At 60.8% G+C, this 24,493-nt stretch carries 22 protein-coding genes and 1 tRNA gene; 11 read left to right on the forward strand and 12 right to left on the reverse strand.

Going from position 1 to position 24,493, the window contains the following annotated elements; genetic code table 11:
* Positions 1-10: 10 nt before the first annotated feature.
* Positions 11-277: a hypothetical protein gene (locus tag BRA1253DRAFT_RS12725; protein ID WP_007594596.1), complete on the forward strand. Its 267-nt coding sequence runs from the start codon at positions 11-13 to the stop codon at positions 275-277.
* Positions 238-591, forward strand: coding sequence for a hypothetical protein (locus tag BRA1253DRAFT_RS12730; protein WP_007594597.1), 354 nt, complete (start codon positions 238-240; stop codon positions 589-591). Before BRA1253DRAFT_RS12725 ends, BRA1253DRAFT_RS12730 begins: the two co-directional genes overlap by 40 nt.
* 31 nt (positions 592-622) lie before the next feature.
* On the opposite strand, the gene BRA1253DRAFT_RS12735 is transcribed toward BRA1253DRAFT_RS12730, so the two are convergent.
* Together BRA1253DRAFT_RS12735 and BRA1253DRAFT_RS46190 are read right to left on the reverse strand one after the other, a co-directional pair.
* Complete coding sequence (locus tag BRA1253DRAFT_RS12735; protein WP_007594598.1) at positions 623-1,561, reverse strand: hypothetical protein; 939 nt, start codon at positions 1,559-1,561, stop codon at positions 623-625.
* On the reverse strand, positions 1,558-2,229 hold the full coding sequence (locus BRA1253DRAFT_RS46190; RefSeq protein ID WP_007594599.1) for a TauD/TfdA family dioxygenase: 672 nt from the start codon (positions 2,227-2,229) through the stop codon (positions 1,558-1,560). Before BRA1253DRAFT_RS46190 ends, BRA1253DRAFT_RS12735 begins: the two co-directional genes overlap by 4 nt.
* Before the next feature lie 219 nt (positions 2,230-2,448).
* On the opposite strand from BRA1253DRAFT_RS46190, the gene BRA1253DRAFT_RS43535 reads away from it, so the two are divergent.
* Positions 2,449-2,673: a hypothetical protein gene (locus BRA1253DRAFT_RS43535; protein ID WP_157158584.1), complete on the forward strand. Its 225-nt coding sequence runs from the start codon at positions 2,449-2,451 to the stop codon at positions 2,671-2,673.
* Here the strand turns inward: BRA1253DRAFT_RS43535 and BRA1253DRAFT_RS12745 are convergent.
* Entirely contained in the window at positions 2,664-6,743 is a 4,080-nt protein-coding gene (locus BRA1253DRAFT_RS12745) for a helix-turn-helix transcriptional regulator (RefSeq protein ID WP_007594601.1), read from the reverse strand. The two genes, BRA1253DRAFT_RS43535 and BRA1253DRAFT_RS12745, sit on opposite strands and share 10 nt — an antisense overlap.
* A gap of 166 nt (positions 6,744-6,909) precedes the next feature.
* Between BRA1253DRAFT_RS12745 and BRA1253DRAFT_RS12750 the strand changes: the two genes are divergently transcribed.
* The 4 genes from BRA1253DRAFT_RS12750 to BRA1253DRAFT_RS12765 are packed head-to-tail and all read left to right on the forward strand — an operon-like array spanning position 6,910 to position 10,822.
* On the forward strand, positions 6,910-7,491 hold the full coding sequence (locus BRA1253DRAFT_RS12750; protein WP_007594603.1) for a hypothetical protein: 582 nt from the start codon (positions 6,910-6,912) through the stop codon (positions 7,489-7,491).
* Positions 7,488-8,870 (forward strand): 7-cyano-7-deazaguanine synthase, encoded by a 1,383-nt coding sequence (locus tag BRA1253DRAFT_RS12755; protein ID WP_007594606.1) that lies wholly within the window; start codon positions 7,488-7,490, stop codon positions 8,868-8,870. Before BRA1253DRAFT_RS12750 ends, BRA1253DRAFT_RS12755 begins: the two co-directional genes overlap by 4 nt.
* On the forward strand, positions 8,854-10,035 hold the full coding sequence (locus tag BRA1253DRAFT_RS12760) for an XRE family transcriptional regulator (RefSeq protein ID WP_007594608.1): 1,182 nt from the start codon (positions 8,854-8,856) through the stop codon (positions 10,033-10,035). Before BRA1253DRAFT_RS12755 ends, BRA1253DRAFT_RS12760 begins: the two co-directional genes overlap by 17 nt.
* A 34-nt stretch (positions 10,036-10,069) precedes the next feature.
* Entirely contained in the window at positions 10,070-10,822 is a 753-nt protein-coding gene (locus tag BRA1253DRAFT_RS12765; RefSeq protein WP_051058421.1) for a hypothetical protein, read from the forward strand.
* 186 nt (positions 10,823-11,008) lie between these two features.
* On the opposite strand, the gene BRA1253DRAFT_RS43540 is transcribed toward BRA1253DRAFT_RS12765, so the two are convergent.
* From BRA1253DRAFT_RS43540 to BRA1253DRAFT_RS12805, 9 genes are all read right to left on the reverse strand, one after another.
* A tRNA-Ser gene (locus BRA1253DRAFT_RS43540) sits at positions 11,009-11,113 on the reverse strand.
* A 180-nt stretch (positions 11,114-11,293) separates the two neighbouring features.
* The gene (locus BRA1253DRAFT_RS12770; RefSeq protein WP_007594617.1) at positions 11,294-12,040 is read right to left on the reverse strand and encodes an SDR family NAD(P)-dependent oxidoreductase; all 747 of its coding nucleotides are present in this window, start codon (positions 12,038-12,040) and stop codon (positions 11,294-11,296) included.
* Positions 12,041-12,092: 52 nt separating this feature from the next.
* On the reverse strand, positions 12,093-13,055 hold the full coding sequence (locus tag BRA1253DRAFT_RS12775) for a carbohydrate kinase family protein (RefSeq protein ID WP_007594618.1): 963 nt from the start codon (positions 13,053-13,055) through the stop codon (positions 12,093-12,095).
* A gap of 36 nt (positions 13,056-13,091) precedes the next feature.
* A complete protein-coding gene (locus BRA1253DRAFT_RS12780) occupies positions 13,092-13,784 on the reverse strand; it encodes an L-fuculose-phosphate aldolase (RefSeq protein ID WP_007594620.1) in 693 nt (230 codons plus the stop codon).
* Positions 13,785-13,803: 19 nt separating this feature from the next.
* Entirely contained in the window at positions 13,804-14,568 is a 765-nt protein-coding gene (locus tag BRA1253DRAFT_RS12785; protein ID WP_007594621.1) for a hypothetical protein, read from the reverse strand.
* A 21-nt stretch (positions 14,569-14,589) separates the two neighbouring features.
* Positions 14,590-15,159: a peroxidase-related enzyme gene (locus BRA1253DRAFT_RS12790; protein WP_007594622.1), complete on the reverse strand. Its 570-nt coding sequence runs from the start codon at positions 15,157-15,159 to the stop codon at positions 14,590-14,592.
* A gap of 14 nt (positions 15,160-15,173) precedes the next feature.
* Positions 15,174-17,486 (reverse strand): molybdopterin-dependent oxidoreductase, encoded by a 2,313-nt coding sequence (locus tag BRA1253DRAFT_RS12795; RefSeq protein ID WP_007594623.1) that lies wholly within the window; start codon positions 17,484-17,486, stop codon positions 15,174-15,176.
* Between the two features lie 3 nt (positions 17,487-17,489).
* On the reverse strand, positions 17,490-18,242 hold the full coding sequence (locus tag BRA1253DRAFT_RS12800; RefSeq protein ID WP_007594624.1) for a CoA transferase: 753 nt from the start codon (positions 18,240-18,242) through the stop codon (positions 17,490-17,492).
* A complete protein-coding gene (locus tag BRA1253DRAFT_RS12805) occupies positions 18,242-19,027 on the reverse strand; it encodes a CoA transferase subunit A (RefSeq protein WP_198288244.1) in 786 nt (261 codons plus the stop codon). Before BRA1253DRAFT_RS12805 ends, BRA1253DRAFT_RS12800 begins: the two co-directional genes overlap by 1 nt.
* A 270-nt stretch (positions 19,028-19,297) precedes the next feature.
* Here BRA1253DRAFT_RS12805 and BRA1253DRAFT_RS12810 point away from each other — a divergent pair, with 270 nt between their 5' ends.
* From BRA1253DRAFT_RS12810 to BRA1253DRAFT_RS12825, 4 genes are all read left to right on the forward strand, one after another.
* On the forward strand, positions 19,298-20,452 hold the full coding sequence (locus BRA1253DRAFT_RS12810) for an ABC transporter ATP-binding protein (RefSeq protein WP_007594626.1): 1,155 nt from the start codon (positions 19,298-19,300) through the stop codon (positions 20,450-20,452).
* Positions 20,449-22,245, forward strand: a complete 1,797-nt coding sequence (locus BRA1253DRAFT_RS12815; protein ID WP_007594627.1) for an ABC transporter permease subunit — start codon at positions 20,449-20,451, stop codon at positions 22,243-22,245. Before BRA1253DRAFT_RS12810 ends, BRA1253DRAFT_RS12815 begins: the two co-directional genes overlap by 4 nt.
* A gap of 26 nt (positions 22,246-22,271) precedes the next feature.
* The gene (locus tag BRA1253DRAFT_RS12820; RefSeq protein ID WP_007594628.1) at positions 22,272-23,366 is read left to right on the forward strand and encodes an extracellular solute-binding protein; all 1,095 of its coding nucleotides are present in this window, start codon (positions 22,272-22,274) and stop codon (positions 23,364-23,366) included.
* A 121-nt stretch (positions 23,367-23,487) separates the two neighbouring features.
* Positions 23,488-24,309: an IclR family transcriptional regulator gene (locus BRA1253DRAFT_RS12825; RefSeq protein WP_007594631.1), complete on the forward strand. Its 822-nt coding sequence runs from the start codon at positions 23,488-23,490 to the stop codon at positions 24,307-24,309.
* Positions 24,310-24,493 lie beyond the last annotated feature (184 nt).

A 24,493-nucleotide genomic window follows, 5' to 3' on the forward strand; every position in this document is an offset into this window, starting at 1 on the left:
GGAGCACCACGTGTCCGAAGAAAGCCTCAAAGCCTTGCCTGCGGGGCGCATTGCGCTTGAACGCTGGCAGACGCCGGCCTCGTTCATTGCAAAAGTCAAAGAACTGGCGGCGCCGATAAAGTCGGACAAGCTGTTCAACCGGGCCGAGGTTGCATTTCTGCTCGGCGCAATGGTGCTGGCCGAATTCGTCAAGTTTCGCCCTTCAGGGCACGTCCGCCTCGTCGGTCAGACGGCGCAATGGCCGACGGGCAGATCGGATCACCCAAGACTCCAGTAAATATCGAAATCACCGAGGTCCTAGAAGAAGGACGGAGGCGCGGCGATGAATACCGCGAAGGGAAAGAGGCAGAGAAGGAGACAAGCGAAGATTGGCCGGCCCGAGCGCGCGGCATTCCAGGCCAACTTGAGAAGGCGATCGAGCGAAAAGTCGCCAAAGGATATGCCCCCAAATGCAGGCTCGTGATCTATCTGAATATGAGCACGTACCGCATATTGCAGAAGGAGACCGAAGCCGCTATCGCCGCCGTCAAAGCCAAGTACGCCGACAAATTCGATGAGATTTGCATTCTTTGGCAGGACAAACTGCTTTAAGATTGGCGAGTGGGAACGGCATCACCGCTATTCAATCATTACCATAATCCGGCTCGTATTCGCGCTGACGCGTTTCGGTCTCCGTGTACTCGACATGAAGCCCGGCGGCCTCGATTTCTTCTCGGCTCCCGAAATGCAAGCTGCACGCCCGACAGTAGAACTCTTCTGCGACGTAGGACACATCGACATGCTCCTCGTAGGGATCGTTCTCGTCGTCATCCGATAATTCTTCGCCGTAACAAACACCCGCAAGAAACGAGTTTGACTTGCAGGCCGGACAGGCCGCGGTCCATACCTTCTCGGCGAACATTTTGAAGCTGCGTCGCATGTCAAAAGGATCGAGCGCCTTTGCGCGAGCCCGCAGTGCTTCACGTTCCGGCTTCTTCATCTCGGCAAAACGCTCGGCCGCCTTCTCCACGCGGATCTTAGCCGCTTCCTCAATCGCATGCGTGTAATTCGCCATTAGTTCACGCGGCGCTTTGGCTTGGTCTGCCCCCAGCCACGTCTCAATTGTCTGGCCATGAATATCCAATATAACTGCGGCAGTGTGCCAGAAACGTCCCTCCCACGACGCGAGCAGGACCGACGCGAATGGCACCTCCCCTGAATGCAGCTCTGCATTTCGCCTCAGGCTCATCCCGAGGCAATTCTCTTCGGTCTTCTTGTCAAAATGTTTGGAGAGATGGCCTAGCCGCTCGAACACTGTTTTTGCCGTGATCGTGCGAATATCTGTTCCAACAGATACCCCGGCTGCCGCAAAAAGGGAGACGCCTTGGGGATCGGCAATAAGGCAGGGATGGACTTCAGCGAGTGCCCATTTGCCCAGCAATTCAAGCGCAAGCGATGCCCATAACTGATATTCGCTCAAGTCCTTGGCATCCTTCGCCGCCAGAGCACGCGCAATGTAGGTTTTTGATTTACCGAGGAGGGCTTCGGGCGACAACGCCGCTACAACCTGTTTTGTGGTCATTGGACACTAACGCGTACGAGACACCGATCGGGCGACGCCGCAATCGCAGCCTCTCCGCGTCCGTGCAAGACGCTCCAGTTGTCGATAATGAGCACGTCGCCCTCCCGCCAATGAATGGTCGCCATCATGCAGCAGTCGAGCTGCGACTGAATAGCGGCCTGCACGTGCACCGCTTCCACGCTCGCTGGCGTCATGCATCCCATATCAAATCGTATAAATCCCCGGCCTGGCTGAACGATGGTTGTATAGAATGAGCGCCGACCATTTGAGACGAGAAAGGGCGCGCCTTCATAGCCACTCTTTTCCCGGTTCGTTATCTGAATATCCGCGAAGTGGACGAGAACCGTGGGCACGCTTCTCGTTCCCGGACATTGGCAAGCCAGTAGAATAAATTGAGGCGGCAAAAGTCGGTACGCTCCGTCCGTATGAAGAGGAAATGTGTTCGACCCGTGCAAAGCGCTGAGAGAACGCGGGCGGGCCGCTTCAGGCGCCAAGGGGCGTAACACTTCGACGTTCGCGCGCATCCGGCCCGGCACGGGGTCACCCAACCGTCGCGAGAAGCGAAGCAAATCCTCGGAGAAGCTTTCTGTCGTACGCGGCAAAGGAAGCAGGTGCCATCCGTCTCGACGGACGCGCTGCAAGAGCTCGCGATCCACCGTCTCACGCATGGGAGGAGCGTTCCCCCTGCCGATAAGACACTCTACACCGCCGAGCCGGCGCCGCTTGAACGCGCTGCGTCATGAGGCGGACTTGAGCTGTTCGATCATCTTGCCGGTCCTTTTTGTACGCCACAGGTACCCATAGCATACCTGCGCACTTGATTTCTTTCTTGCCTGAGTATCCTACGATCTTATCGCCGCAGACCGATCACGATCTGGGACGTGGGCATGCGTGGCAAGGATGAAATGACTGGGATCGGGACGGCGGTGTCAACAGATTCTCAGGAAATGTCACCTGTAACCAAGCGCCGTCGTGAGAATCGTGGCATCCCGCCGCCTGTAACGTTCGATATCGATACGCTGCCCGGCAGCGCTAATTATACGGCATTGCGCGCGCCTCCTAGCGTGCTTCAACGTGACTTAATTCACCGGCAATTGCTGCCTCACCACTGAGAACGATCAGCATCATCATCGGAATCAACACCGTCTCGGAGATAATGCTGCGAAAGCTGCTCGAGCACCGACGCTGTGCGCGGCCACTCGAGGCGAAGTTCCTTGGCACCCTTTCGATAGTTTTTGGCCAATTCGCGCTCTTGCACGCTGCCGTCAGTAGGCCGACGCCATGTCGCACCTCTTTTGTTGACCACACCTAAATAAAATCCACGTTCAACAGAACGACTGCGAACAACCTCAATAAGTTCTCGCACTGCCGTGCAAGGCCAGGTTCCGTCATTTTCGGCCGGCGAATAGGCAAATAGCCGTCCGATATGCTGGTCGGCTGCCTCGGAGCGCTCGGCGTCCGCCGCCAGTATTCGTGCATCCTTAACCCAGGCCTCGAGCACGGCGCCATCAACCTTATTGCCCGATCGCCCAGGGATTTCATGCCAATCGTTAAGGAGCCTATAAGCGTGACCAGCGATGGCGGCTTCTCGCTTCTTTTGTTCTTCGGATACCGGCTCGCTCTCCTGTACTTCTTCATGATCGCCTGCCTTGCGCGGCCTATAGATCACCGAGAGCACCTGAACGAAGAGCTGAGGTGTCGTCGATAGCGCCTTCCGCAAGGTAATTGGCGGCCGCTTCGAGCGTTGCAATACGTTCAGATAGCTCCACTCCAACCGAGCCATTTCCGACTCCGACACTACTCCGCTCTCGTCGAGGCACTGAAAGATTCGCTCAACATGATACTGAAACATCGACGGTTCATTGTGATCATTTGAATTCGCGGCCTGTTGCAAGGCGCCATCGAGAATGCGCACCAAAAGTGAGCTCGGCAACCCTTTCAAATGATGGCCCGCAAGGTGGATGCAATCGCGTCCGCGACCGACAGCGAGCAGCTTCTCGATTGCCGACGCAATCGCCTCTTGTGTTCCCTGAATCCAGTGGGAGCTAAGACGAGCCCAATAAAGTCTATCGACTTCCTCTCCCAAGCTCGATGCTTTCTGCATAAAGTGCTCAGACTTCGGCAACGACAGCAGAATACGCAAAATCGCTTCGTCACCCCATCCGTCGCCGACAGCCCGGTCAATCAAGCGGTCGCCCCATGCATTTCCTTGAGAAAAATTTAGCGTGACGATGATCCCATGGGCAAGATTCCAGCTCTTGTCATCACCAGCATCAATACCGCGAGCTAACGCTTTATCAACGGTCGCACTATCCGCGACCTGTGCAACAGCCCGGCCAATCAACCCTGCCTCTTTGACAAGTTGCGCAAACGAAAAGAGGTCTTCAACGCCGCCGATCATTAAACTGGAAATCGCTCCGCGCCTTGCTTCATTCGACGCTTCTATGTTGCGCTCCCAATCATACGCTGACGACGGATTCAGAAGTGGGGCCTGTTCGTTCTCGAAGAGCCATTCAATCTTCTTCAACTTGTCGAAGGGGGCCAATGCAGTATAAGCAGCCTCGAGCTGGTCCAGCTCATTTTCCGGAAGAGACCAATCGCTCTCTTCAAATTGACGGTGATGGCTAATCAACGCTCGCAGTGCTCGTTGAATATTTGCTCGATCATTGTCGTCGGTTATCTTGCTTTCGGACGCCAGCAGCCTCTTGACGGCCGCTTCTCTAAGATCGGGCGGCCATGCATCAAAGCCCTCTATCAGCTGTACCCAGCGCGCGCTCGTGATCCCCACATCTTCTAGAAGCCAGTCGCCAATTTGCCTCGCCCCAGAGAAATAAAGCGCGTCCGTAATCGGTTCGGGCTCTTCTTCAGTAAAATCCCGCCATCGCGGAACTGGCGCGGGATCAACGGTGTCGTGGGGCCGTGGATATAGACCGAGCAACAAGCTCCAGGAGACCTCAGGCTCGATCTTGCGCAACCGGTTCAACACTTTCAGCCGATCTTGCAGCGGCGCGTTGGTTTGTGGGCACCAAAGAACGAAAACTTCCCGCAGGCTTCGTGCTGGCCGGTTTCCCCAGCGGCCACCGGGGTCCAACGCCGTCAGTCTCGCCAACAATGCCGTTGCGGGTGCAAGGTAATCTCTGCTCCAGGCGAGGGTTTCGAGCGCCCAGAGCAAATTTGCATGATAGGCGGAACCTCCCATTGGACCTCCGCCCTCCACGAACAGCTCAAGGATCGGCTTTGAATTGGTGTTCAGGCTGTCTTCGACCGCGCCTAAGAATTGCTCAGGAGACGCTTCAGCGAGAACCTGAAGCTGGTTGGACAACGACCACCAGCGTACGGCATCGGCGTCGCGAAGAAGGTCTCTAACGATAACCGCGCCGCGAGCATCGGCATGCGGAACGGCTGTGACTTGCTTTCCAAAAACATTCAGCAAAACCAGTGTTTCTGAAATACCGGTCTGAAGAAGTCCGGAATATTCGGGTCGTTTCCCTTTGACGCCAGCCATCCAGCGCTCATCCGGCGCCATGCTAAAGCGAGGATCGACTGATGTGAGAACAACATTGGCGGCTTTTGCGAATCGATCCAAATCCGCCAAGGTGATATTCCGCGCTATTCGGAACCAAGCGTCCCTCGGTGAGGCGATTTTCCAAGAGTTGCCTGCCTTGCGAAGAGGACTATCGGCAATGCTGAGTAAAGGCGTAAGAGCCGCAGCTACTTTCTCATAACTGGTTCCCGCTAGGTCCTCGATAATTGCTCGATCGCCCTCTTGTCCCTCATCCCATGCTCCGGCGAGCAGTGCCGGCATCAATGCCCTAGCAGCCTCGGGGGTCGCCCATTCAGGCACCCGGTGGGATGGCGCAGCAGGAATAAGACGGCGAAGAATGGTTAGGCTTCGCCCGGAGTCGTGGGCGAAGTTCTTGGCGTCGTGTTGCGCCAGACCCATTTTCTCAAGCTCGTTCTCGATGGCATAGCGAGTCGGACGTTTGAGGATCAGCGCTTCCGACGGAGCTCCGATGTTGGAGCCGAATGCAAGAAATACGTAATGGCCTTTTTCGACCAGATGCATTGCCAATCCAGCATCTGGCTCATCTAGGACAATGATTAGCGGTGTCGCCACGTCCGCCAATGATCTTGCAGCGTTGGCATCACCCGCAACAATAGCTCTGGTGTGGTAGAAATCGCGATTGCCCTCGGGCAGCTGCTCGATGGCGGCATAGAGAAATGCAAACGCCTCGCCGGGAGCTTCCGCTTGCACGGATATCGCGCTTGGTTCGGCATAAAGCCAGTTAAGTAACTTCGTGCCTTCGTCTTCGCGATCGACGACGATCAGATCCGCGCTAAGTGGCGGCTTCGTCGAGAGCGACCACTCACGCCAGACGTCGCACAGTTCGCGCACGCCTTCCGGTGCCTTCTCGATCAGTCTGGCAAGCCAGAGGCCAACGGCCGGGAAACGTTCAATCCACTGCACGAGATCGACGGCATCATAGGCCCGCACATCTCGCCAGTGCTTTTCTGCGCGACGTTCCTGAACCCACTCTTCCTTTTTAGCCCAACGACGGGGCGTAACGAAAACAAACGTGGTTTCGGTTGGATTGAGGTCAAGCGCGTCTTTGGCTCTCTGCTTGTAGTCCTTGTCGGCCTTTTTCTTCGGACCACGATCTGTACCGAGCTCCCAGCCCGACCAACCGGCGGGAAGCTGGTCAGTTGCAGTCTCAACCTTGCACTGTCCATCCCATCCGTGCATCTGTACGCTGTCGCCCGACGGAAAGCGCAGCTCTGGGAAGTAGCCCTTTTCTGCGAGTATCAGTCGCCGAACGAGCTCCGGCAACATAGCCTGCCCATCTCGACGATCAGCCCAATGATCAAGATCGGTTTCCGTTATCCAGCGGACCGGCCGCAGTTTGTCGGCCTGGACGTTTGAGTGACTTCTGACCGGCTGTATCGGCCCTGCAACCGCGCCGCCCGGCGGAAACGAAATGCCAGCGGCTTCAAGCGCGGACCGAATTGCGTCCAAGTTGTCAGGAACCGGCGAGCGGTGCCCGCGCTCGAAATCAGCCAGCGTTGAAGTGGCGACAGCGGCCTTCTCGGCCAAATCCGCCTGGGACCAGCCCATGAGGGCTCGAGCGGCCTTGATCTGAACCCGCGTAATGACCGGATCCGGCCCGCCGTCCATTTCGCTCATTTCTATGACCTCATATTAATAATATGAGATGGGAAGCCATTTGACGAGGATGCGCCGCGTCCGCGACATCAAATCCCCGCTGTTATAGCCGGTGAACGGAAGGCTTAATCTTCGTTTTTGACATTGTCTGATTTTTCGGTATAAATTTTTGACATGGAGAATCGCCATGAGTGATGGTCCGTACAAAAGTTTGAACATGACGCCCGCCTGGAAGAAGTTTGCGGAATGGGCGCACAAGGCCGCATTTGAGCCTAATGAAGTCGCCTCGCGTGTCGTCCCTGCCCTGGAAGAGACGTGGCGCGATGAAGGCTGCGGCGAAGTTGTCCGCGCCATCCGTACGATCCTGGGTGATGCCCAGCAGACCGACATGTTCGGACAAAATAAATCAGTCGAACTGGAAGCTGCGCGGCGGGACCTTTCCGCCGGATATCCGATGCGGCGTCTGATTGTCGATCACGTCATGCAATCTGTGGCGAATGGAAAGCTCGGCATCGACGCGGTTTGCAATGGTGTCGAGAACGCCTTGCGCGACCGCGCGGCGCGGGGGCCCCGGCAAGTTGAAGAACATTATCTGCGCAAGCAAAGCCCCGAGGCGATAGCGACCCGTATCAGAAATCGCATGGAGAACGCGGTGGCAACCGCTCCCATTGCGGGTCTCGCCCGTCGTTTGTCGGGACTGGACGCCCCTGCCGCCCAACCGCAATCGGTCAAGCAGCAAGGAATTGAAGACGGTGTGAGGCTGCCATGAACGATGATGAACTACCCGAGATCCAAGTCGATGTGCACGAAGAGGGCGGACGCGCGCGCGCAGGCCGGATTCCTTGCGAGATCGGGGCCAACCTCATTTTCAAGACGCATAATCTTGCGGCCTATTTCTTCGCTAAATGGGAGCCGGTCGTCTTCGACCTGATGCTGCTCGCCGCTTCCGTCGAATTCTGTGATCGCATACAGCGCCGCCCAGCTCTGGGATGGGGACGCGCTTTTCAACTGCGCCTGCCAGTGCATGATCCCGACGTTTGGAATCAGAAGAGCGTGTCCGACACGTTGCATGATGCGCTCGAACTGCTGACCGGAGATCAATGGAAAGTTACCTTCATAAAGCGGAAAAAGCCCGCCCTCGAACCGTCACAGGAACTATTTTATCTGGATACTGGGGCCAAGGCGGTTATTCCCTTCAGCGATGGCCTCGATTCCCGCGCGGTCGGCGCGCTGATGGCGGAAGAATACGGCAGTCGGCTGGTGCGTGTTCGCCTGGGATCAAAGAAGAAAGATCACCCCAAAGATTTGTATGGGCGAAAGCAGGCGTTCATGACGCTGCCCTATCAAGTGAAGCCTGGCGCATCCCGCTTTATCGAATCAACCGCCCGGTCGCGCGGCTTTAAATTTGCCGTCCTGAGTGGGGCGGCGGCGTATTTCGCAAAAGCCGGCAAGGTCATCGTCCCCGAAAGCGGACAGGGTGCGCTCGGACCAACGCTCGTGCCTGTCGGTCAGGCTTATGAGGATTACCGGAACCATCCCCGGTTCATGAAGCACATGACGGCGTTTTTCCAAGCGCTTCTCGGCTACGACATCGCCTTCGAATTCCCGCGTCTGTGGTTCACCAAAGGTGAAACGCTCAAAGCGTACATGGCATTGAGCAACGGCAAGAACATCGAGTGGCCGGAGACGCGATCGTGCTGGCAGGATAACCGCCATGTGTCTGTCGATAATCACCGGCGCCAATGCGGTATTTGCGCGGCCTGCATGCTGCGCCGCCTGAGCGTTCATGCGGCTGATCTTAACGAGCCCGCAGATACGTATGTCTGGGAAAATCTCTCTGCGCCTACTTTCGATGCGGGAGCCGCGAAAGGGTTCGACAAAAAGACCCGCGCTCAAAAGCAATATGCAATCGCAGGCACGTTGCATCTCGATCACCTCGCGTATTTAAAGCAGTCGCGTGCGGCAGAACAGCCACTCAATCTCGCGGTCTTTCAGCTCGCACGCGCCCTCGACGAACCGGAAGCGGTCATCCGTCCAAAACTGGACCGGCTGCTCTCCCAACACCAAAAAGAATGGAAAACCTATATGAATTCACTGGGACCACAGTCGTTTGTTGTTCAGTGGGCCGACAATGACCAGTCTGCTTGAGACCATGCCGCCGACGGAAGTTGGTGAGCGCCTTCGTGAAGCGCGCGACCGCGTCAAGCTCAAGCAAGCTGACGCGGCGCAATCCGTCGGGCTTTCACGAACCACTCTGGTTGCGATCGAGCAAGGCCAGCGGCGTGTGCGAATCGATGAGTTGCGTAAGCTCGCGAGTCTTTACAAAATGTCGATCAATGAGCTGATGCGGCAGGAGGCGATTCATACGGATCTCTCCCCTAAATTCCGCAAATTGTTCCAGCGGGAGGATGATGCGGTCGAACTTGCTGTGAAGCAATTAGAGAACTTGGCGCGCGCCGAAGCGGAGCTAGAGCGACTTCTCGGTGTGCAACCGCTGCGTAACTATCCGCCGGAGCGCCCGATCCTTCCCGGTGACGTTCGGGCGCAGGCCGAGCAGGACGCGCTCGAATTGCGACAGCGGCTCGGATTAGGCCTGAGCCCGATCTCCGATATTGTAACGCTCCTTGAGCTTGAACTTGGCGTGCGCATCTATATTCGGCGGATCGATGGCGGAATTTCCGGCCTGTTCGCGTACGACGAAGCACTCGGCGCCTGCATTCTTCTCAACGGCAATCACCCGCGCGATCGCCGCGCCCAAACGGCAGCCCACGAGTTGGGTCATCTGGTTTCTACGCGGCGGGAGCCGGAAGTTCTGGAGGAGGGTATTACTGAGAACTCCCGCGAGGAGCGTTACGCCAACACTTTCGGCAGGGCCTTCATGACCCCTGCCCGTGCGGTCATGCAAAAATTCAAAGAGATAACCGTCGGATCGGAAAAACTGACCCGACGGCATGTCATCGTGCTCGCACATTTCTTCGGTGTCTCTCGTGAAGCGATCGTCAGGCGGTTGGAAGAGCTCAAGCTGGCGAGGTCTGGGACGTGGGATTGGTTTCAGGCGAACGGAGGCATTAGCGATCAGCAGGCCATCCAGGTATTGGGCGATCTTTCGGGGCCCGACCTTCATAAAGTGGATGCGGACAGGCCGACGACGCTTCGGCTCGGGCTCCTCGCCGGCGAAGCTTGGCGCCGCGGGATCCTGAGCGAAGGTCAGCTCGCCCGCATGCTCCATCTGGACCGTGTCGAGCTGCGGCGCATGTTCGATGGCCTGGAAATAGAAGGGAGCGAAGCCGATGGGGCTCTCATGCCTGATTGACCCCACGGCGCCGGTTGTTATCGATGCGAGTACCGTGATCAATCTGAATGCCACGGCCCGCGGGCCACGCATTTTGAAAGCGATTCCAAATCCTTTTATCATTACGGATGTCGTGCAGGGAGAGCTCCTCGAAGACCGCCGCAATGGTCGCAATGACGGGCAACTCCTCGCCGAGCTTATTGCGGCAGATCTTATCTCCGTTGCGAAACTTGACGATCTCACCGAGTCCCATTTCGAGGATCTAGTGATCGGACGGGGCGACGCAACCCTCGAAGACGGCGAAGCCGCGACAATCGCTTACGGCGTCGAGAAAGGAGCGATCACCCTGATCGACGAGCGGAAGGCTACGCGAATCTGCGGTGAACGGTATCCGCGCCTGACCGTTGGAAATTCTTTTGATGTATTCACTCATCCCGCCGTGCTGGCAGCATTGGGTAACGCCGCCGTGGCCGATGCGGTCTTCGACGCTCTCCGGTTTGCCCGGATGCGGGTCCCGCCCTATTTGTTGAAATGGGTAGTCGACCTGATCGGAGCAGAACGCGCGGCGATGTGCGAATGCCTTCCGCGCGCATTCAGAACAAAAGACGGCAACTTATCGATGAGACGCAAACTGACTGAGCGAGATGATTTTCCCGATTCCGCCGGCGGCGGAATTGCGCTGCCTAAATCGCAATTTGGCATGACTGATGACGCAGTTGATTTGGAAGCGCAGCGTAGCTGCGCCAATCCGTCAGCCGATAACATAGAACAGAAATGGGAAAATGCCGACTATGTCGGGCGGCTCTGACCCAGGAACAACAAGGAAGCGGTTCTGTCGGCTGTTCTTCGAGTCACCTTGGCCTCCGCCGTGACTAGTAGAGTAGTTCACAATGCCGCGAGTGGACTCGCCAGCCGGCCGCTAAAAACACCGTTTAAAAAACCGTTTTAGTTCGGTCGTCTCAAACGGTTTCTCTCGCTAAGGTCTTGATTTGAATGGTGGGCGCACCAGGGCTCGAACCTGGGACCCGCTGATTAAGAGTCAGCGACGGATTGAGAACAATCAAGGACTTACTGGTCGCACCACAGGGCTTATCCGACCGATAATCGGCATTCGTCGCACGATCTAACGATTGTACTGCCTGATATCCGAACCCGCGCACTCGGATTTTACGGGTTCAGCGGCGATTACGAGGCCATCGACAGGTTCAAGTCCGGGGAGTCGCAACCATCTCAAATTGCTGTTTGAGATAAGGGCTTGAACGAGCGATCGACCCCGTTACTAGCTGTAGAAGATACCTCCGTCCACGTTAAGGGCTTGACCGGTCACAAACGCTGAATCATCGGACGCGAAAAACGCCACGGGCCCGACGACGTCCTCCGGCTGCCCGAGCCTGTGCAGGTCCGTGACCTTTTCGAAATAGGCGACCCGCTCGGGATCGCGAAGATTGTTCATCCCCATCTCCGTCATGATGATGCCCGGGCATACGGCATTGACCGTGATGCCGAAGCCTCCGAACTCCATGGACGAAACTCGGGTGAAGCCGACCACGGCCGACTTCGATGCGGCGTAGTGGGACTGTCCCGGACCGCCCGTTCGGGCCGCGAGCGAGGCAATGTTGACGATCCGTCCGTATTTGCGCTCCTTCATGTGCGGCACCAAGGCCTGGGTCATCTGGAATACGCCGCGCGTGTTGACGGCGAACGTCTGATCCCAGGTTTCGGTGGTCAATTCGTCGATGGTCGCCAGCCTGAGTATTCCCGCATTGTTGACGAGCACGTCGACATGTCCGAGACCCCGGACGGCTTCAGCCACGGCTCGCCTGCAATCGCCGACGTCGCTGACGTCGCCCAGCACCGGGATGCAGCGGCGGCCGAGCTCCTTGACCTCTGCAACGGTCTCGAGGAGGACCTTCTCCTGGGCCGTGATGTCAGTCAGCGCGAGATCGTAGCCGCGCCTGGCAAGACCAAGCGCTATCGAGCGGCCAATTCCGCGGCTTGCTCCGGTCACGATCGCATGTCGGGCCATGTTGCGTTCTCCCCTGTTGTTCGGATGAATGTTTCTTGATGGTGTGAATGGATCAGACGCGAGCCGGCTTGCGGACTGGGAGGCTGTTCATGGCCTTCACGGTCTCGTCGAACGACACGAGATTGGCGCCCGAGCCCAGCCCCGTCGCGACGATCGCGGCCGTCGCGGTCGCGAGCTTGGCGCAGTCGAGCAAGTCCCAGTCGCGCGCGAGACCGGCGATGAAACCGCCCGTGTAGGAATCGCCGCATCCCGAAGTATCGCGGACCGCAACCTCGAACGCCGGCACCGTGAACTGACGTCCGTCGCGTGTCATCACGAACGAGCCCTCGGCACCGAGAGAGATGGCGCAGGCGCCCGCTCCCCTCTCGATGAAGAACCGCGCGCACGCGGCGGGATCGCCGGTTCCGACCATCGCGCTGGTCTCGTCGATGCTCGGCATGAAAAAGTCGACGTAAGGCAGCAACGGTTCGACCAGCGCCAGCGTTTCGCCTCGCGCCTGGATCAGATCGAGCGTCGTCGTGCAGCCGGCCGCTTTTGCGTCCCGCAGCAAGGCAACGGATGGCGCTCCATCCATCGCAAGCAGGGAGCCAACCCCGCCGAGATGCAGAATCTTGCTCCGGCAAGCGGCCACTTGCGTTTCGGGCGCGATCCGCCAGCGGGCAGAAGCGCCCCTTGCGTGCATGACCGGACGCGAGCCGTCGGGCCGGATCGGCAGGATCGTGGCTGAGGTCGGACTGCCGGCCATCCGCTCCATGAGGGAGATGTCGATGCCTTCCCGCTCCAGCGCATTCAGCATCCAGTCGGCCTTCTCGTCGGAGCCGAGGGCGCCAACCGCGAGCGCTTTCAGACCGAGACGCGCGCAAGGCACGACCGTTCCGCCGGCGGTGCCTGCGACCGCGAGCCGGATTTCTTCGATCAGCAAGCGGCCGCCGCCGGGCGGAATCTCGGTGACCGGGACCCCCAGAATATCCAGAATATACGTGCCGCAGACGCTGACGTCGTGAGTGTTTGCCATGAGTTCTCGCAGGAAAGTGGTTTGAGCGGGATTCATCTAGCTCGGTTGCAGGGGAATCTTGAGCGCACCGTCGTTATCGCGCAGGCCGTACTGTCCCCACCGCCTCAGAATGCTGTCGATCTCCTCGTCCGGCAGCAGCGGAGGAGAGCCAAGCTGAAGACAACCGTGATATTGCTTGGCGAGCACCTCCACCTCCACCGCGAGCCACATCGCCTTGCGCAGGTTGGGACCTGTGGCGATCAGCCCGTGATGGGCGAGCAGGCAGGCGCGTCGATAGCGAAGCGCGTCCAGGGCCGCCTGCGACAGTTCGGCCGTGCCGTATTGGGCGTAGGGTGCGCAGGGGATGTCGTTGCCGCCGGCGGCAGCGATCATGTAGTGAATCGCAGGGATCGCGCGATTCATGATCGCGATGATAGTGCAGAAGATCGGATGCGCGTGAACGACGGCGCCGACCTCCGGCTTCGATCTCAGGATGTCCAGGTGAAAACGCCATTCCGTCGACGGAACGTTGCCGGCCGACGCAGCCCATGAACCATCCCACTTCATGGCCACGATGTCCTCGGGCTTCATGCGGTCATATGGAAGACCGGACGGCGTGAGCAGCATGCCGTCGTCGGTTCGAACGCTGATGTTTCCGGACGTCCCCTGGTTGATGCCTTGCGCCGCCATCTCGCGACATGCGTCAATGACGGACTGACGAAGCTCAAGCTCTGTTTCGCGACTGGTCATGCGCTGTTCCGACTCTTGTTCATGTCGTTGCTCCAAGCTGAACCTGGCGGTCGACCAGCAGCCACGTGGTTCGTGCGATCGCCAACACGTCCTGTTCCGAGCTCAGCAAAGCGCTCTCGGCAAAGAGCTTGCGGCCCTCCCGCCCGGTCGGCCAGGCCGTCACCACACAACGATCGCCGGGGCGTGGCCGACGATTGATCCGCGCCGCCATGCGTCCGAGCAGGGCCGTCTCGTTTCCGTTCAAGCCCAGATGACGGGCACCCACGCTGCAATAGCCGGTGGGACAATCGAGGGCGGCCCAGACGAATTCGGGCGCGACGTAGCCGTCGTCGCCGGACAGGCTGCCATGAGGTATCCAGGACGCCGCGAACACCACGGGCTTGCCGGGGACTGCTCCCGCCTGCAGCGGACCTGCGAAGATTCGGAGACCGTCGCCATGGGCACGCGCGGGGCCGCAGACAAAGCAATCCGGAAGGTCGTGGGTCCGTTTGTCGTAAGGCGTTCTGCGGACCGCCTCTTCGGCGGCTTCGTAGCTCACTTTGGGAACGTCCGGCACATCGATGCCCGTTACATGCGCCGTCGCGAGCAGCTTGTCGTTCTCGCGCAGCTCGATGGGGCCGTCAGCCCCCGTCCGGACGTCTAGCGGCCGCTCCAGCGGTGGCGGCGCGCGTAACGTGACTTCGGCGTCTCCCGCGACGTGCCTTGCGAGACATCCGCATACATAGCCTCCGTTGCCGGAGTTCGGCGGTCCCCGGAAGCGTCTGTCGATGACAAGCGATACCATTGCGGTCTTCGTCCGAGGCGTTCAGCGGCCCATCGCAAAGAATTCGTCGTTCGGACGCATGCTGGTGACGTTGGCGAGGCGGTTCGACATCCCGAAAAATGCAGCGATGGCCGCGATGTCCCAGACGTCCTCCTCCGTGAACCCGTGTCCCTTGAGATCCCGGACGTCGACATCGTCGACCTCATAGGCACGCGCCGAGACCTTCATCGCGAAATCGAGCATCGCCCTTTGCCGCGCGGTGATATCGGCCTTGCGATAATTGACGGCGACCTGGTCCGCGATCTGCGGATTCTTCGCCCGTACGCGCAGGATCGCACCGTGTGCGACGACGCAATACTGGCATTGATTGGCGCTGCTGGTCGCCACCACGATCATCTCGCGCTCGGCCTTGGTGATCGGCCCGGGCTTGTCCATCAGCGCGTCGTGATAGGCGAAGAACGCCCGAAATTCATCCGGGCGATGCGCGAGCGTCAGGAAGACGTTGGGCACGAAACCGGACTTCTCCTGAACCGCCTCGATCCGCGAGCGGATATCCGCAGGCAGGGTCGCGATGTCGGGAACGGGAAAGCGGCTGATGGGGGGCGCAGACATGTTGCAAGCTCCTGTTAGACTGCCGCGAGCGCGACGAGCGTTTCCTGATAGGCCTCGAACGCATCGCGCCGGTCGGCGGCGTAGGGCTCGACCCGCACGAGGCAGGTGTGGGCCGAACAGCCCTGGCCGAATTGAGACGTGCCGATGTCGAGCGTGAGCACGTTCGGATTGCCGGCAACCTCGAGGCCGCTATTGCCGATCGGCGTGAACCAGGCGCCGGTCGGGAGCACCAGCACGCTCCCTCGGACCTTGTCGGTGACCTCGGCCGTCGCCAGGCACTCCCCGCGGCCGTTCCAGATACGGATCGTCTGACCATCGGCGATGCCGAGAGCAGCCGCGTCGTCGGGATGCAGGTGAGCCCGTTCACGGCCGTTGCGCTTCATGGCCCTGCTCGATGCGCCGGTTTCGAGCTGGCTGTGAAGACGGCCCGCCGGCTGGTGCGAGATGAGGTGCATCTGGCCGGCATCGGCGGCGTTGCCGAGCCATTCAGCCGGCTCGATCCACGCCGGATGCGAGCGACAATCGGCATAGTCCAGCCTGGCCAGAGTCTCGCTGCCAAGCACGATCTTGCCACTTTCGGTCCTCAGCGCATGGGCCTCCGGCTCGTTGCGGAAGTCGGCGAGGAACGTCTGCTCGGCCTTGACCGGGCAGCGAGCATAGCCGGCTTCCCAGAACGCATCAAAATCAGGCATCGTGAAATCAAAGCGCTCCGAAGCGTCGCTGCGGCATGCTTCGTAGAGATGCCGGACCCAGCCGATCTCGTCCCGGCCCTCGTTGAAGCGATCGGCCACTCCGAGCTTGCCTGCAATGGCGTTGAAGATCTCGAAGTCGGAGCGAGATTCGCCCAGCGGCTCGATTGCCTGCTTCATCGCCAGGATGAAGTCGGAACGCCTGTTGCCGGCAAGATCGTTGCGCTCGATCGACGTGGTTGCCGGCAGCACGATGTCCGCGCGCTGAGCTGTCGCCGTGAACATCGGATCCTGCACGATGATCGTCTCGGGCCTCGTCCAGGCGTTCGACAGGCGATTGAGATCCTGATGATGGTGGTAAGGATTGCCGCCCGCCCAATAGACCAGCCTCGTATCCGGATAGGTGCGGATCTCGCCTTCATAGCTGAATGGCCGGCCGGGATTGAGCAGCATGTCGGTGATCCGCGCCACCGGGATGAAGCTGTCGATCGGTCTGGTCAGCTGTGAGATGGCCGGAGACCGGGCCAGGTTGAGCGGCGCTCCCACGCCCCCCAGGGAGGCGTAGCCGTAGCCGACGCCGCCGCCCGGCAATCCGATCTGGCCGGCGATCGACGCGAGTCCGAGCGCCGCCCAGAACGGCTGTTCGCCGTGATGGGCGCGCTGCAGGCTCCAGCTCACGGTCAGCATGCTGCGCGTGTCGACCAGGCGCCTTGCGAGCCGGGCGACCTTCTCCGCATCGAGGCCGCAGATGCCCGCAGCCCAAACCGCCTCCTTGCGGACGCCATCCGCCTCGCCTTCGAGATAGCGAAGCAGACGATCCGCGCCGCTGGTGCAGCGCGCAAGGAAATCCCTGTCGTGCCGCCCCGCCGTCACGATCTCGCCCGCAAGGCCGAGCATCAGCGCAGTGTCGGTGTTCGGGCGGATCGGCCACCATTCGGCATTGACCCAGTCGGGCAGATCGTCCTTCAGCGGCGAGACATGAATCACCTTGATGCCGCGCGCGACGATTTTCCTGAGATAGGTTTCAAGCCGGTGGCTGCCGATTCCGCCGGCCTCGTTCTGCGCGGTTCGAGGCGAGAGCGCGCCGAACACCACCAGCGTCTCGGTGTGCTGCGCGATGGTGTCGAGCGTGTTGGCACGGCCGCCGCATGCATCGTCGCTGCCCAGCGTGTGGCGCAAGATCACCGGGCCTGCCGCGATCGAATAGGTGTCGACATGCCTGGTGAAGCCGCCAACCAGGTTGAGCATGCGCTTCAGAAGCGAAGAAGCATGATGCAGGCGGCCGGAGTTGGTCCAACCGTAGGAGCCGGCGAAGATCGACGCATTGCCGAAGGTGCCGGCGACGCGGCGCACTTCGTCGGCGACCAGCGTCGTCGCCTCGTCCCAACTCACCGGCACGAATTTCTCGCGGCCGCGGCCTCGGCGATCGCTCTTCTCGCGCTTGTCCAGCCAGCCGGAGCGGACCATCGGTCGCAGCACGCGACGCGCCGGGTTCGCCCATTCGGCGACAGAATGGATGATCGGGGAAGGAGCCGGATCGTGCTCGAACGGCTCGACGCCCACGATGCGATTATCCTCGACGAGGATCGTATATGCACCCCAATGGCTGCAGTGCGGGACCCGCTTGACTTCGCTCATGCGTCAAACCGTCCCAAGCTCGCGCCGCATCTGCGCGGCGAATTCGGGATAGGTTTCGGCGAGTTCGTCGAACACGCGGCCGCGGAGCAGGTCGAGTGTCGCTCGATCGGGCAACGCGGTCTGCCGCGGCTCGGCGTCGTGGGCGAACCGAAAGCCGGTCGCCTCTTTGATCTCCGCGAGATCATGCCCGGGATGGACACTCTCCAACTTGAAGCCTGGCCGCGTCTTGTCGAAGCGGAAGAGGCCTTTGCCGGTCAGCAGGGCGATAGGACCGCCGGTCCGGAAAACCCCGTCCGGACTGACACCTGGGGCACTGATGAAGTCCACCTTCTCGACGAAAACACGCGGCGTATGCTCCTCCCGGAACAGGATGACGCGCGGCACGACGAAATAAAGATAGGCCGACCCGAACGAGCCCGGCCAGCGCACGCTCGATCGCGGATAGTCCCCGGCGCCGACGAGGTTCACGTTGCCGAAGCCGTCGATCTGGCCACCGCCGAGGAAGAACGCATCGATCCGGCCCTGACCCGCGCAATCGAACAGTTCCGCCGAACCGTTGGTGAAGAAATTGTGCTCGACGGAGCCGAGAATGGAGATGCGTGGACCGACGGCGCCCTCCGCTTCCTTCATTGCGCGCAGCAGCATCGCGCCGGCGGCGGGAATCGGAGACGAGGCGCCGACCGCGACATGCCTGACGCCATCGAGCAGCCGCGCGATGGTGCAGATCAGCACTTCGCGAGGGAGGACGTCGGCCATCACGCGGGCTCCATCTGCGCCTGGGCCATATAGGCGGAGAAGCCGTCGGCCGTTCGCGCGGCTTTCGCGTAGCGTCCGATCTCCGCGCTGTCTGTCGGATACTCGCCCCACAGACCATAGGGCCACGCCCCCTTCGGAGCGCGCGCGACCGCCGTGACGTAGAGCGCGGGCAGCACGCCGGCAGCGCTCATCTCGTCCGCAAGCAGATTCTCTTCGACGATGCGCTCCACCGTGACGAGCGCGATCCGCGAGGCGTAGGCCATCACGGCAAGCTCGCGGCGCCGTCCGATCCAGACATTGCCGAACCGATCGGCCAACGGCACGTGGAAGATCGTGACGTCGGGCTTGATGGCGGGAATCAGCACGATCGGATCGCCTCCGTCCGCCATCGGATTGTCGACGACGCGCCAATCGTCGCGATGCCGGAGCAGATCCGTTCCGATCAGCCCCCGGAGCGGCATGAAGGGACTGCCCTTCTGCGCCGCCATCAGGCCCGCGTGGATGGCAGGGCACGTCGCGTCCTTTAGTCGAACCGCGCCTTCCTTGACGGCGGCGTTGAAGCGGGGCGCTCCGCCCGCTTCGCCGAGCGAGACGGCGCTGGTCTCCACCGTCCGGACCAGACCTGCGCCGACGAGCTGGTCGACCTGCAATCCGCCGGTCGGCACGCACACGAGTTCGAGGTCGCCCGCGCCATGCTCGATGATCGGCCGGGTCATGGCCATGGAGACGCCGGCGTAATCCACCGGCAGCGCCACGCGCATGCCGGGCTCGATGTGCTTCGCCATTGCGCGAGGCTCGCTCAACACCATCATCCTCCCTGCGGCTGTTCTATATTATAGAACGTTATTCCAAATAAATGTTAGACGGATTTGAACGCGACTGTCAATCTGGCTTCACCGGATAGGCCTTTGTTTGCAGGGGATGTCACCTGCGCAGGCGATCGCGGCGCGCGCGGCTGCGTCGCGGACTGAACGGCGCGACTTGACAAGTGCGCGCGCTACGCCAACAATAATTGGAATAGCGTTCTACAATATAGAACAATTGGGAGGAGAAGAATGGGTGAGCCCGCGGCTCTGCGCACAACGCGCTCCGGCGACGTAGGCGCTCGGACGTCGCCAAGCGGCCTCCCACGGGAGCGCGGCACCATCGGATCGAGCATCGCCGTCCGCGACGCCGTGAAGCGATACGGCAGCTTTCATGCGGTCGACCGGATCAGCATCGACATCGAGCCGGGTGAATTCATCACGCTTCTCGGCCCTTCCGGGAGCGGCAAGACGACGCTGCTCAACCTCGTGGCCGGATTCCAAAGCCTCGACAGCGGCGAGATCCTCGTCGACGGCAAGCCCGTCCACAACGTGCCCACGCACAAGCGCGGCTTCGGCATGGTCTTCCAGAGCTACGCGCTGTTTCCCAACATGACGGTGAGCCAGAACGTCGCGTTTCCGCTTCGCATGGCGGGCGTCGACCGGTCAACCACGGACCGACGCGTCGCCGAGACGCTGGAAATCATGCGCCTGACGGAGCATGCGACGAAATCCCCCTCGCAGATGTCGGGCGGACAGCAACAGCGCGTCGCGATCGCCCGCGCCATCGTCAGGAGGCCCAGGGTCGTGCTGATGGACGAACCGCTCAGCGCCCTCGACAGGCGGTTGCGCGAGTCGATCCAGATCGAGATTCGCGACCTGCACCGGACCATCGGCAGCACGATCCTGTTCGTCACCCATGACCAGGGCGAAGCCCTGACCATGAGCGACCGCATCGCGGTGCTCAACGCAGGCAAGATCGTCCAGATCGGCCGCCCGCTGGACATCTATCGACATCCAACGGATCGCTTCGTCGCCTCCTTCGTCGGCGAGAGCAACCTGATCGAGGCGGAGATTCTGCAGAAGCGCGGATCGACGCTGACGATGAAGAACCGCGCGGGATACGTGTTCAGCGCCGAAAGCCGCGACACGATCGACGTCGGGCGCGCAACCGTGCTGGTGCGTCCGGAACGCATTGCCGTATCGAACGAGCCGACCGCGAATTCCACGCCCGTCAGCGTCACGTCTGCGATCTTCCTGGGCGAGATCCTGCGGATCGAGGCTCACATGGAGGGCGGAGAGCCGCTCCTGATCAGATGCACCGACATGGCGGACCGGCCCCTGCCCTCGGTCGGGGATCGCCTGCATGTGAGCTGGGGCGCAGCGGACTGCTGGGTGCTTGCATGAGCTCGGCATCGATCGGCGTCCAGGCGGACCGCCCCGCGGAGCTTGATCTCGTCAGGAGGCTGAAGGATCCAGCGCTGCTGCTGCTGCCGGCGCTAGCCTTCCTTGCCTTCATCTATCTCCTCCCGCTGATCGATCTGATCCGTATCAGCGTCAGCGGACCGTCTTGGTCGTCGTATTTCGCGCGGGTGTTCGCGATACCGCTCTATTGGGATTCGCTCGTCCGCACCATGCAGATCTCGGTGACCGTCGCGGGCCTGTGCCTGCTGTTCGGATATCCGACTGCGCTGCTCATTCACCGCAGTCGCGGCATTGCCCAGGTCCTGATCGCGACCGCGATCGTGCTGCCCTATTTCATCGCCATCCTGATCCGGACCTACGCCTGGATGGTCCTGCTCGGCCGCAACGGGCCGGTCAACAAGCTGCTGGTCTCGATCGGCATATTGAGCGAGCCGGTGCAGCTTCTGTTCAATCGCGGCACGGTGCTTCTCGGCATGACCGCGGTGCTTCTGCCGCTGATGGTGCTGACGATCTATTCCAGCGTAGCGCGCCTCGACCAAAGCCTGACGCGCGCGGCGCTCGCCAGCGGCGCCGGGCCTCTTGCGGCGTTCTGGCGCGTGTTGCTTCCGCTGACCTTGCCCGGGATGGGCGCCGGCTTCCTGCTGGTCTTCGTCGCCGCGATCGGCTTCTTCATTACGCCGACCCTGCTCGGGGGACCCGGTGACCAGATGTTTGCCATGCATATCACCCAGCAGGCGGACTCGGTCACGTCCGAGGGATTCCTGCAAGCCTTGGGCGTGGTGCTGTTGACGATCACGTTGGCGGTGGTCGCGGTGGCCGGACGTTTCCTCGGCTTCGAGTTCATCTGGGGCGGCCGCAAGCTGACGGAGACCGCGCCGAGAGCCACAGATCGCCACACGGGCGATGTCGGCCGCCGCAGCTTCGGCGCCTCGGTTGCCGATTTCATTGGTTGGCCGCTCCTGCGGCTGTTCGGGCGGCTGCCGGCGAGCTGCGGGACTTGGACCGTGCGCGTCATGGGCGGCCTGGTCATTGCCATTCTCATCCTGCCGATCATCGTAGTGATGATCATCTCCTTCAGCAGCGCGAGCTATCTGACCTTCCCGCCGCCGGGCTTTTCATTGCGCTGGTATGAGCAGTTCTTCTCCGATTCGAACTGGATGCGGGCGTTCTGGACGTCCCTGGTCGTCGCGTCGATGTCGGCCGCTATCGCGATCGCGCTGGGCGCCTCGGCGGCCCTCGGCATCGTCAGGAGCAACATTCGCGGCAAATCAGCCATCATGCTGCTCCTCGTGAGTCCGATCATCGTTCCCCCGGTCGTCCTCGGCCTGTCGCTCTACAGCCTGTTCCTGCGTTTCGATCTCGTCGGCTCCGTGTTCGGCCTTGCCGCCGCGCATGCGATCGGCGGCCTTCCCCTCGTCGTGGTGATCCTGTCCGCCTCGCTTCAAGGCGTCGATACCAGGCTCGAGCAGGCAGCGGCCGTCCATGGCGCGTCCTCCCTGACGGTGTTCCGTCTGGTGACGCTGCCGGCCATCATGCCGGGCCTTGCCGCAGCGACGTTCTTCGCCTTCCTGCATTCGTTCGACGAACTGGTGTTGACGCTGTTCCTGTCGAGCGCGGAGCTGAAGACGCTTCCGCTCATGCTGTGGGGCGACGTCAACTATCGGCTCAACCCGGTGCTGGCCGTGGTCTCGACGCTGGAGGTGCTGCTGGTGGTCGCAGGGCTCGCCCTTGCTCGCCCCGTTCTCGCGACGTCGCGGAAGGCGACGTCACAATGATCGGCTTCAACTGGAGGAAAGAGAAAATGCTGGGAATGAAACGCTGGCGGCTATCGGCTTCCGTATTGGCCTCGGCCCTGTTCGTCGCGATGGGAACGGGTCTGGCTCAAGCGCAGAGCAACGTCGTGATCATGCAGGATCCGGGCGGCGGGTATGGCGATGCATTGCGCAAGGTCATGTACGACCCCTTCGAGAAGGAGACCGGCATCAAGGTCGTCACCGTCCAGGAAGCCCGTAGCGGCCCGCGCATCAAGGCTCAGGCCGAAGCCGGCAAGGCGCAATGGGACCTGACGTTCATCTTCGACCAGGAGACGAAACTGCTCGGCGACTGCTGCCTGGCCGATATCGACTATTCCAAGCTGTCGGACGGGGCGAAACAAACGCTGGCAGCGATGCCGGACAATTTGAAGCGCAAGAAGGGCGTGGCCTTGCAGGTGATCGGCGTCGGCCTCGTCTACAACAAGGACAAGTTCAAGGGCGAAAACGTACCGACGAGCTGGGCCGACTTCTGGGACGTGAAGAAATTCCCCGGCCGGCGCTGCATGCCGGCCTGGCCACGTTTCGTGTTCGAAGCAGCGCTGATGGCCGATGGCGTGGAGAAGAGCAAGCTCTACCCGATCGACATGGAGCGCGCGCTGAAGAAGGTCAAGGAGATCAAGCCGCACATCGCAAAATGGTGGACGACGTCCGCACAGCCGCCGCAGCTCCTGCTCGACGGCGAGGCCGACATGTGCATGGCCTACACCGGCTCGATGAGCAAGCTCGCCCTGGAGGGCGCGCCGATCGACCTGACCTTCAACCAGGGCTTCGTCTACTACGACTTCTTCTCGATCCCCAAGGGGGCGCCAAACTACGATAACGCGCTGAAACTGCTGTCCTGGCGGCTCGAGCCCAAGCGCGCGGCGCAGCTCACCTCGACCTTCCCGGTCGCCCTTCCCTCCCGGGTCGTGTTCGAGGCGGCGACCGACAAGAAGCTCGCCCGCTATTGGGCCAACAACCCGGACAACATCTCGAAGGCAATCGAGTGGAGCCCCGATTACTGGGGCGCGCCTTCGCCGGCCGGAAATTCGACCAACGAGGAGTACGGGCAGGAGAAGCTCAACGCCCTGTTGGCTCAATAGCCAGGGCTGATCCGCAGATGTCCCCGATCCGCAAGGATCGGCGACATCCGATCCGCAGGACTATGGCCGACCGCGCGGCCATGCTAGATCGGACGAAGGATCATTCTATTTCGGGAGACGGATGGACAAGGCTTTTATCAAGGGACTGCGCCTGCTGGAAACGCTTGCTCTGAGCGAGCAACCTCGCGGGGTCACGGACCTCGCGAGCGAGTTGAAGCTCACCAAGAGCAACGTGCATCGGCTGCTTATGACGTTGCAGTCCCAAGGCTATGTGCGTCAAATCCCCCCGCACAGCATGTATGAGCTCACGACCAAGATCTGGGCGCTGGGCAGCCATGTCATCCACCGGATGGACCTGATCAACGTCGCGCGACCGGCGATGATGAAACTCGCCGAGATCACCGGCGAAACCATTCATCTTTCGGTGCTCGAGGACACCGAAGTCGTCTACGTCGACAAGATCGAAAGCGCCCACCATATTCGCGCCCATACCAGCGTGGGTATGCGTGCCCCCGCCTTCACTATGGCGACAGGAAAGGCGATGCTCGCACATATGCCGGATGACTACCTCGAACGGTTCCGGCCGCATCTCCGGCGGTACACCGAAGCGACGCGAACGACGATCAAGGAGCTGCGCGAAGACATCGAGCTGGCGCGCACGCAGGGTTACTCATCCGTGCTGCATGGTGAGTGGCGCGAGGGCATCGCGGCCTGCGCTTGTGCGATCCTCGGCCGCTCCGGCGAACTCGTCGGAGCGATCGGCATGTCCGGCCCCGACAGCCGCATCAAGCGCAAGCAGATCAAGGATTATTCAGTTCACGTGATGGAGGCGGCCCGAACCATCGGCGCCGCCCTTGGCTATTCCAGGCCGGCGGCATACCCCGCCATCAAAAGCCATTCGTCGGATCCTGCGCCCTCACATCAATCACGACGCGCCCCTTGATCTTGCTATCGCCGGATTCACCGCCCCCGGCGCCGTAATGGCACCAAGATGACATGCAGAGCGTCAGAAGAGGTCGCACCGGCCCGCTTCGCAGGCCTTCATCACGTTGTTGGGGCTCACTTCGTGTGCAGCCTGGCAAAACACCGAGTGAAAAGCCTCTTCAGTCCGGCGCTCTTGAACGGCT

Source organism: Bradyrhizobium sp. WSM1253, from assembly GCF_000244935.1.
Lineage (GTDB): Bacteria > Pseudomonadota > Alphaproteobacteria > Rhizobiales > Xanthobacteraceae > Bradyrhizobium > Bradyrhizobium canariense.

What these genes read in the sequence shown, in the direction of transcription:
- BRA1253DRAFT_RS12780 (WP_007594620.1), bottom strand. Translation starts at nt 13,784, where the DNA reads ATGACCAGTCGCGAAACAGAGCTTGAGCTTCGTCAGTCCGTCATTGAC.
- BRA1253DRAFT_RS12790 (WP_007594622.1), bottom strand. Translation starts at nt 15,159, where the DNA reads ATGTCTGCGCCCCCCATCAGCCGCTTTCCCGTTCCCGACATCGCGACC.
- BRA1253DRAFT_RS12825 (WP_007594631.1), top strand. Translation starts at nt 23,488, where the DNA reads ATGGACAAGGCTTTTATCAAGGGACTGCGCCTGCTGGAAACGCTTGCT.
- BRA1253DRAFT_RS12795 (WP_007594623.1), bottom strand. Translation starts at nt 17,486, where the DNA reads ATGAGCGAAGTCAAGCGGGTCCCGCACTGCAGCCATTGGGGTGCATAT.
- BRA1253DRAFT_RS12730 (WP_007594597.1), top strand. Translation starts at nt 238, where the DNA reads ATGGCCGACGGGCAGATCGGATCACCCAAGACTCCAGTAAATATCGAA.
- BRA1253DRAFT_RS12785 (WP_007594621.1), bottom strand. Translation starts at nt 14,568, where the DNA reads ATGGTATCGCTTGTCATCGACAGACGCTTCCGGGGACCGCCGAACTCC.
- BRA1253DRAFT_RS12745 (WP_007594601.1), bottom strand. Translation starts at nt 6,743, where the DNA reads ATGAGCGAAATGGACGGCGGGCCGGATCCGGTCATTACGCGGGTTCAG.
- BRA1253DRAFT_RS12800 (WP_007594624.1), bottom strand. Translation starts at nt 18,242, where the DNA reads ATGGCCGACGTCCTCCCTCGCGAAGTGCTGATCTGCACCATCGCGCGG.
- BRA1253DRAFT_RS12750 (WP_007594603.1), top strand. Translation starts at nt 6,910, where the DNA reads ATGAGTGATGGTCCGTACAAAAGTTTGAACATGACGCCCGCCTGGAAG.
- BRA1253DRAFT_RS12770 (WP_007594617.1), bottom strand. Translation starts at nt 12,040, where the DNA reads ATGGCCCGACATGCGATCGTGACCGGAGCAAGCCGCGGAATTGGCCGC.
- BRA1253DRAFT_RS12820 (WP_007594628.1), top strand. Translation starts at nt 22,272, where the DNA reads ATGCTGGGAATGAAACGCTGGCGGCTATCGGCTTCCGTATTGGCCTCG.
- BRA1253DRAFT_RS12755 (WP_007594606.1), top strand. Translation starts at nt 7,488, where the DNA reads ATGAACGATGATGAACTACCCGAGATCCAAGTCGATGTGCACGAAGAG.
- BRA1253DRAFT_RS12775 (WP_007594618.1), bottom strand. Translation starts at nt 13,055, where the DNA reads ATGGCAAACACTCACGACGTCAGCGTCTGCGGCACGTATATTCTGGAT.
- BRA1253DRAFT_RS12815 (WP_007594627.1), top strand. Translation starts at nt 20,449, where the DNA reads ATGAGCTCGGCATCGATCGGCGTCCAGGCGGACCGCCCCGCGGAGCTT.
- BRA1253DRAFT_RS43535 (WP_157158584.1), top strand. Translation starts at nt 2,449, where the DNA reads ATGCGTGGCAAGGATGAAATGACTGGGATCGGGACGGCGGTGTCAACA.
- BRA1253DRAFT_RS12805 (WP_198288244.1), bottom strand. Translation starts at nt 19,027, where the DNA reads ATGGCGAAGCACATCGAGCCCGGCATGCGCGTGGCGCTGCCGGTGGAT.
- BRA1253DRAFT_RS12735 (WP_007594598.1), bottom strand. Translation starts at nt 1,561, where the DNA reads ATGACCACAAAACAGGTTGTAGCGGCGTTGTCGCCCGAAGCCCTCCTC.
- BRA1253DRAFT_RS46190 (WP_007594599.1), bottom strand. Translation starts at nt 2,229, where the DNA reads ATGCGTGAGACGGTGGATCGCGAGCTCTTGCAGCGCGTCCGTCGAGAC.
- BRA1253DRAFT_RS12760 (WP_007594608.1), top strand. Translation starts at nt 8,854, where the DNA reads ATGACCAGTCTGCTTGAGACCATGCCGCCGACGGAAGTTGGTGAGCGC.
- BRA1253DRAFT_RS12810 (WP_007594626.1), top strand. Translation starts at nt 19,298, where the DNA reads ATGGGTGAGCCCGCGGCTCTGCGCACAACGCGCTCCGGCGACGTAGGC.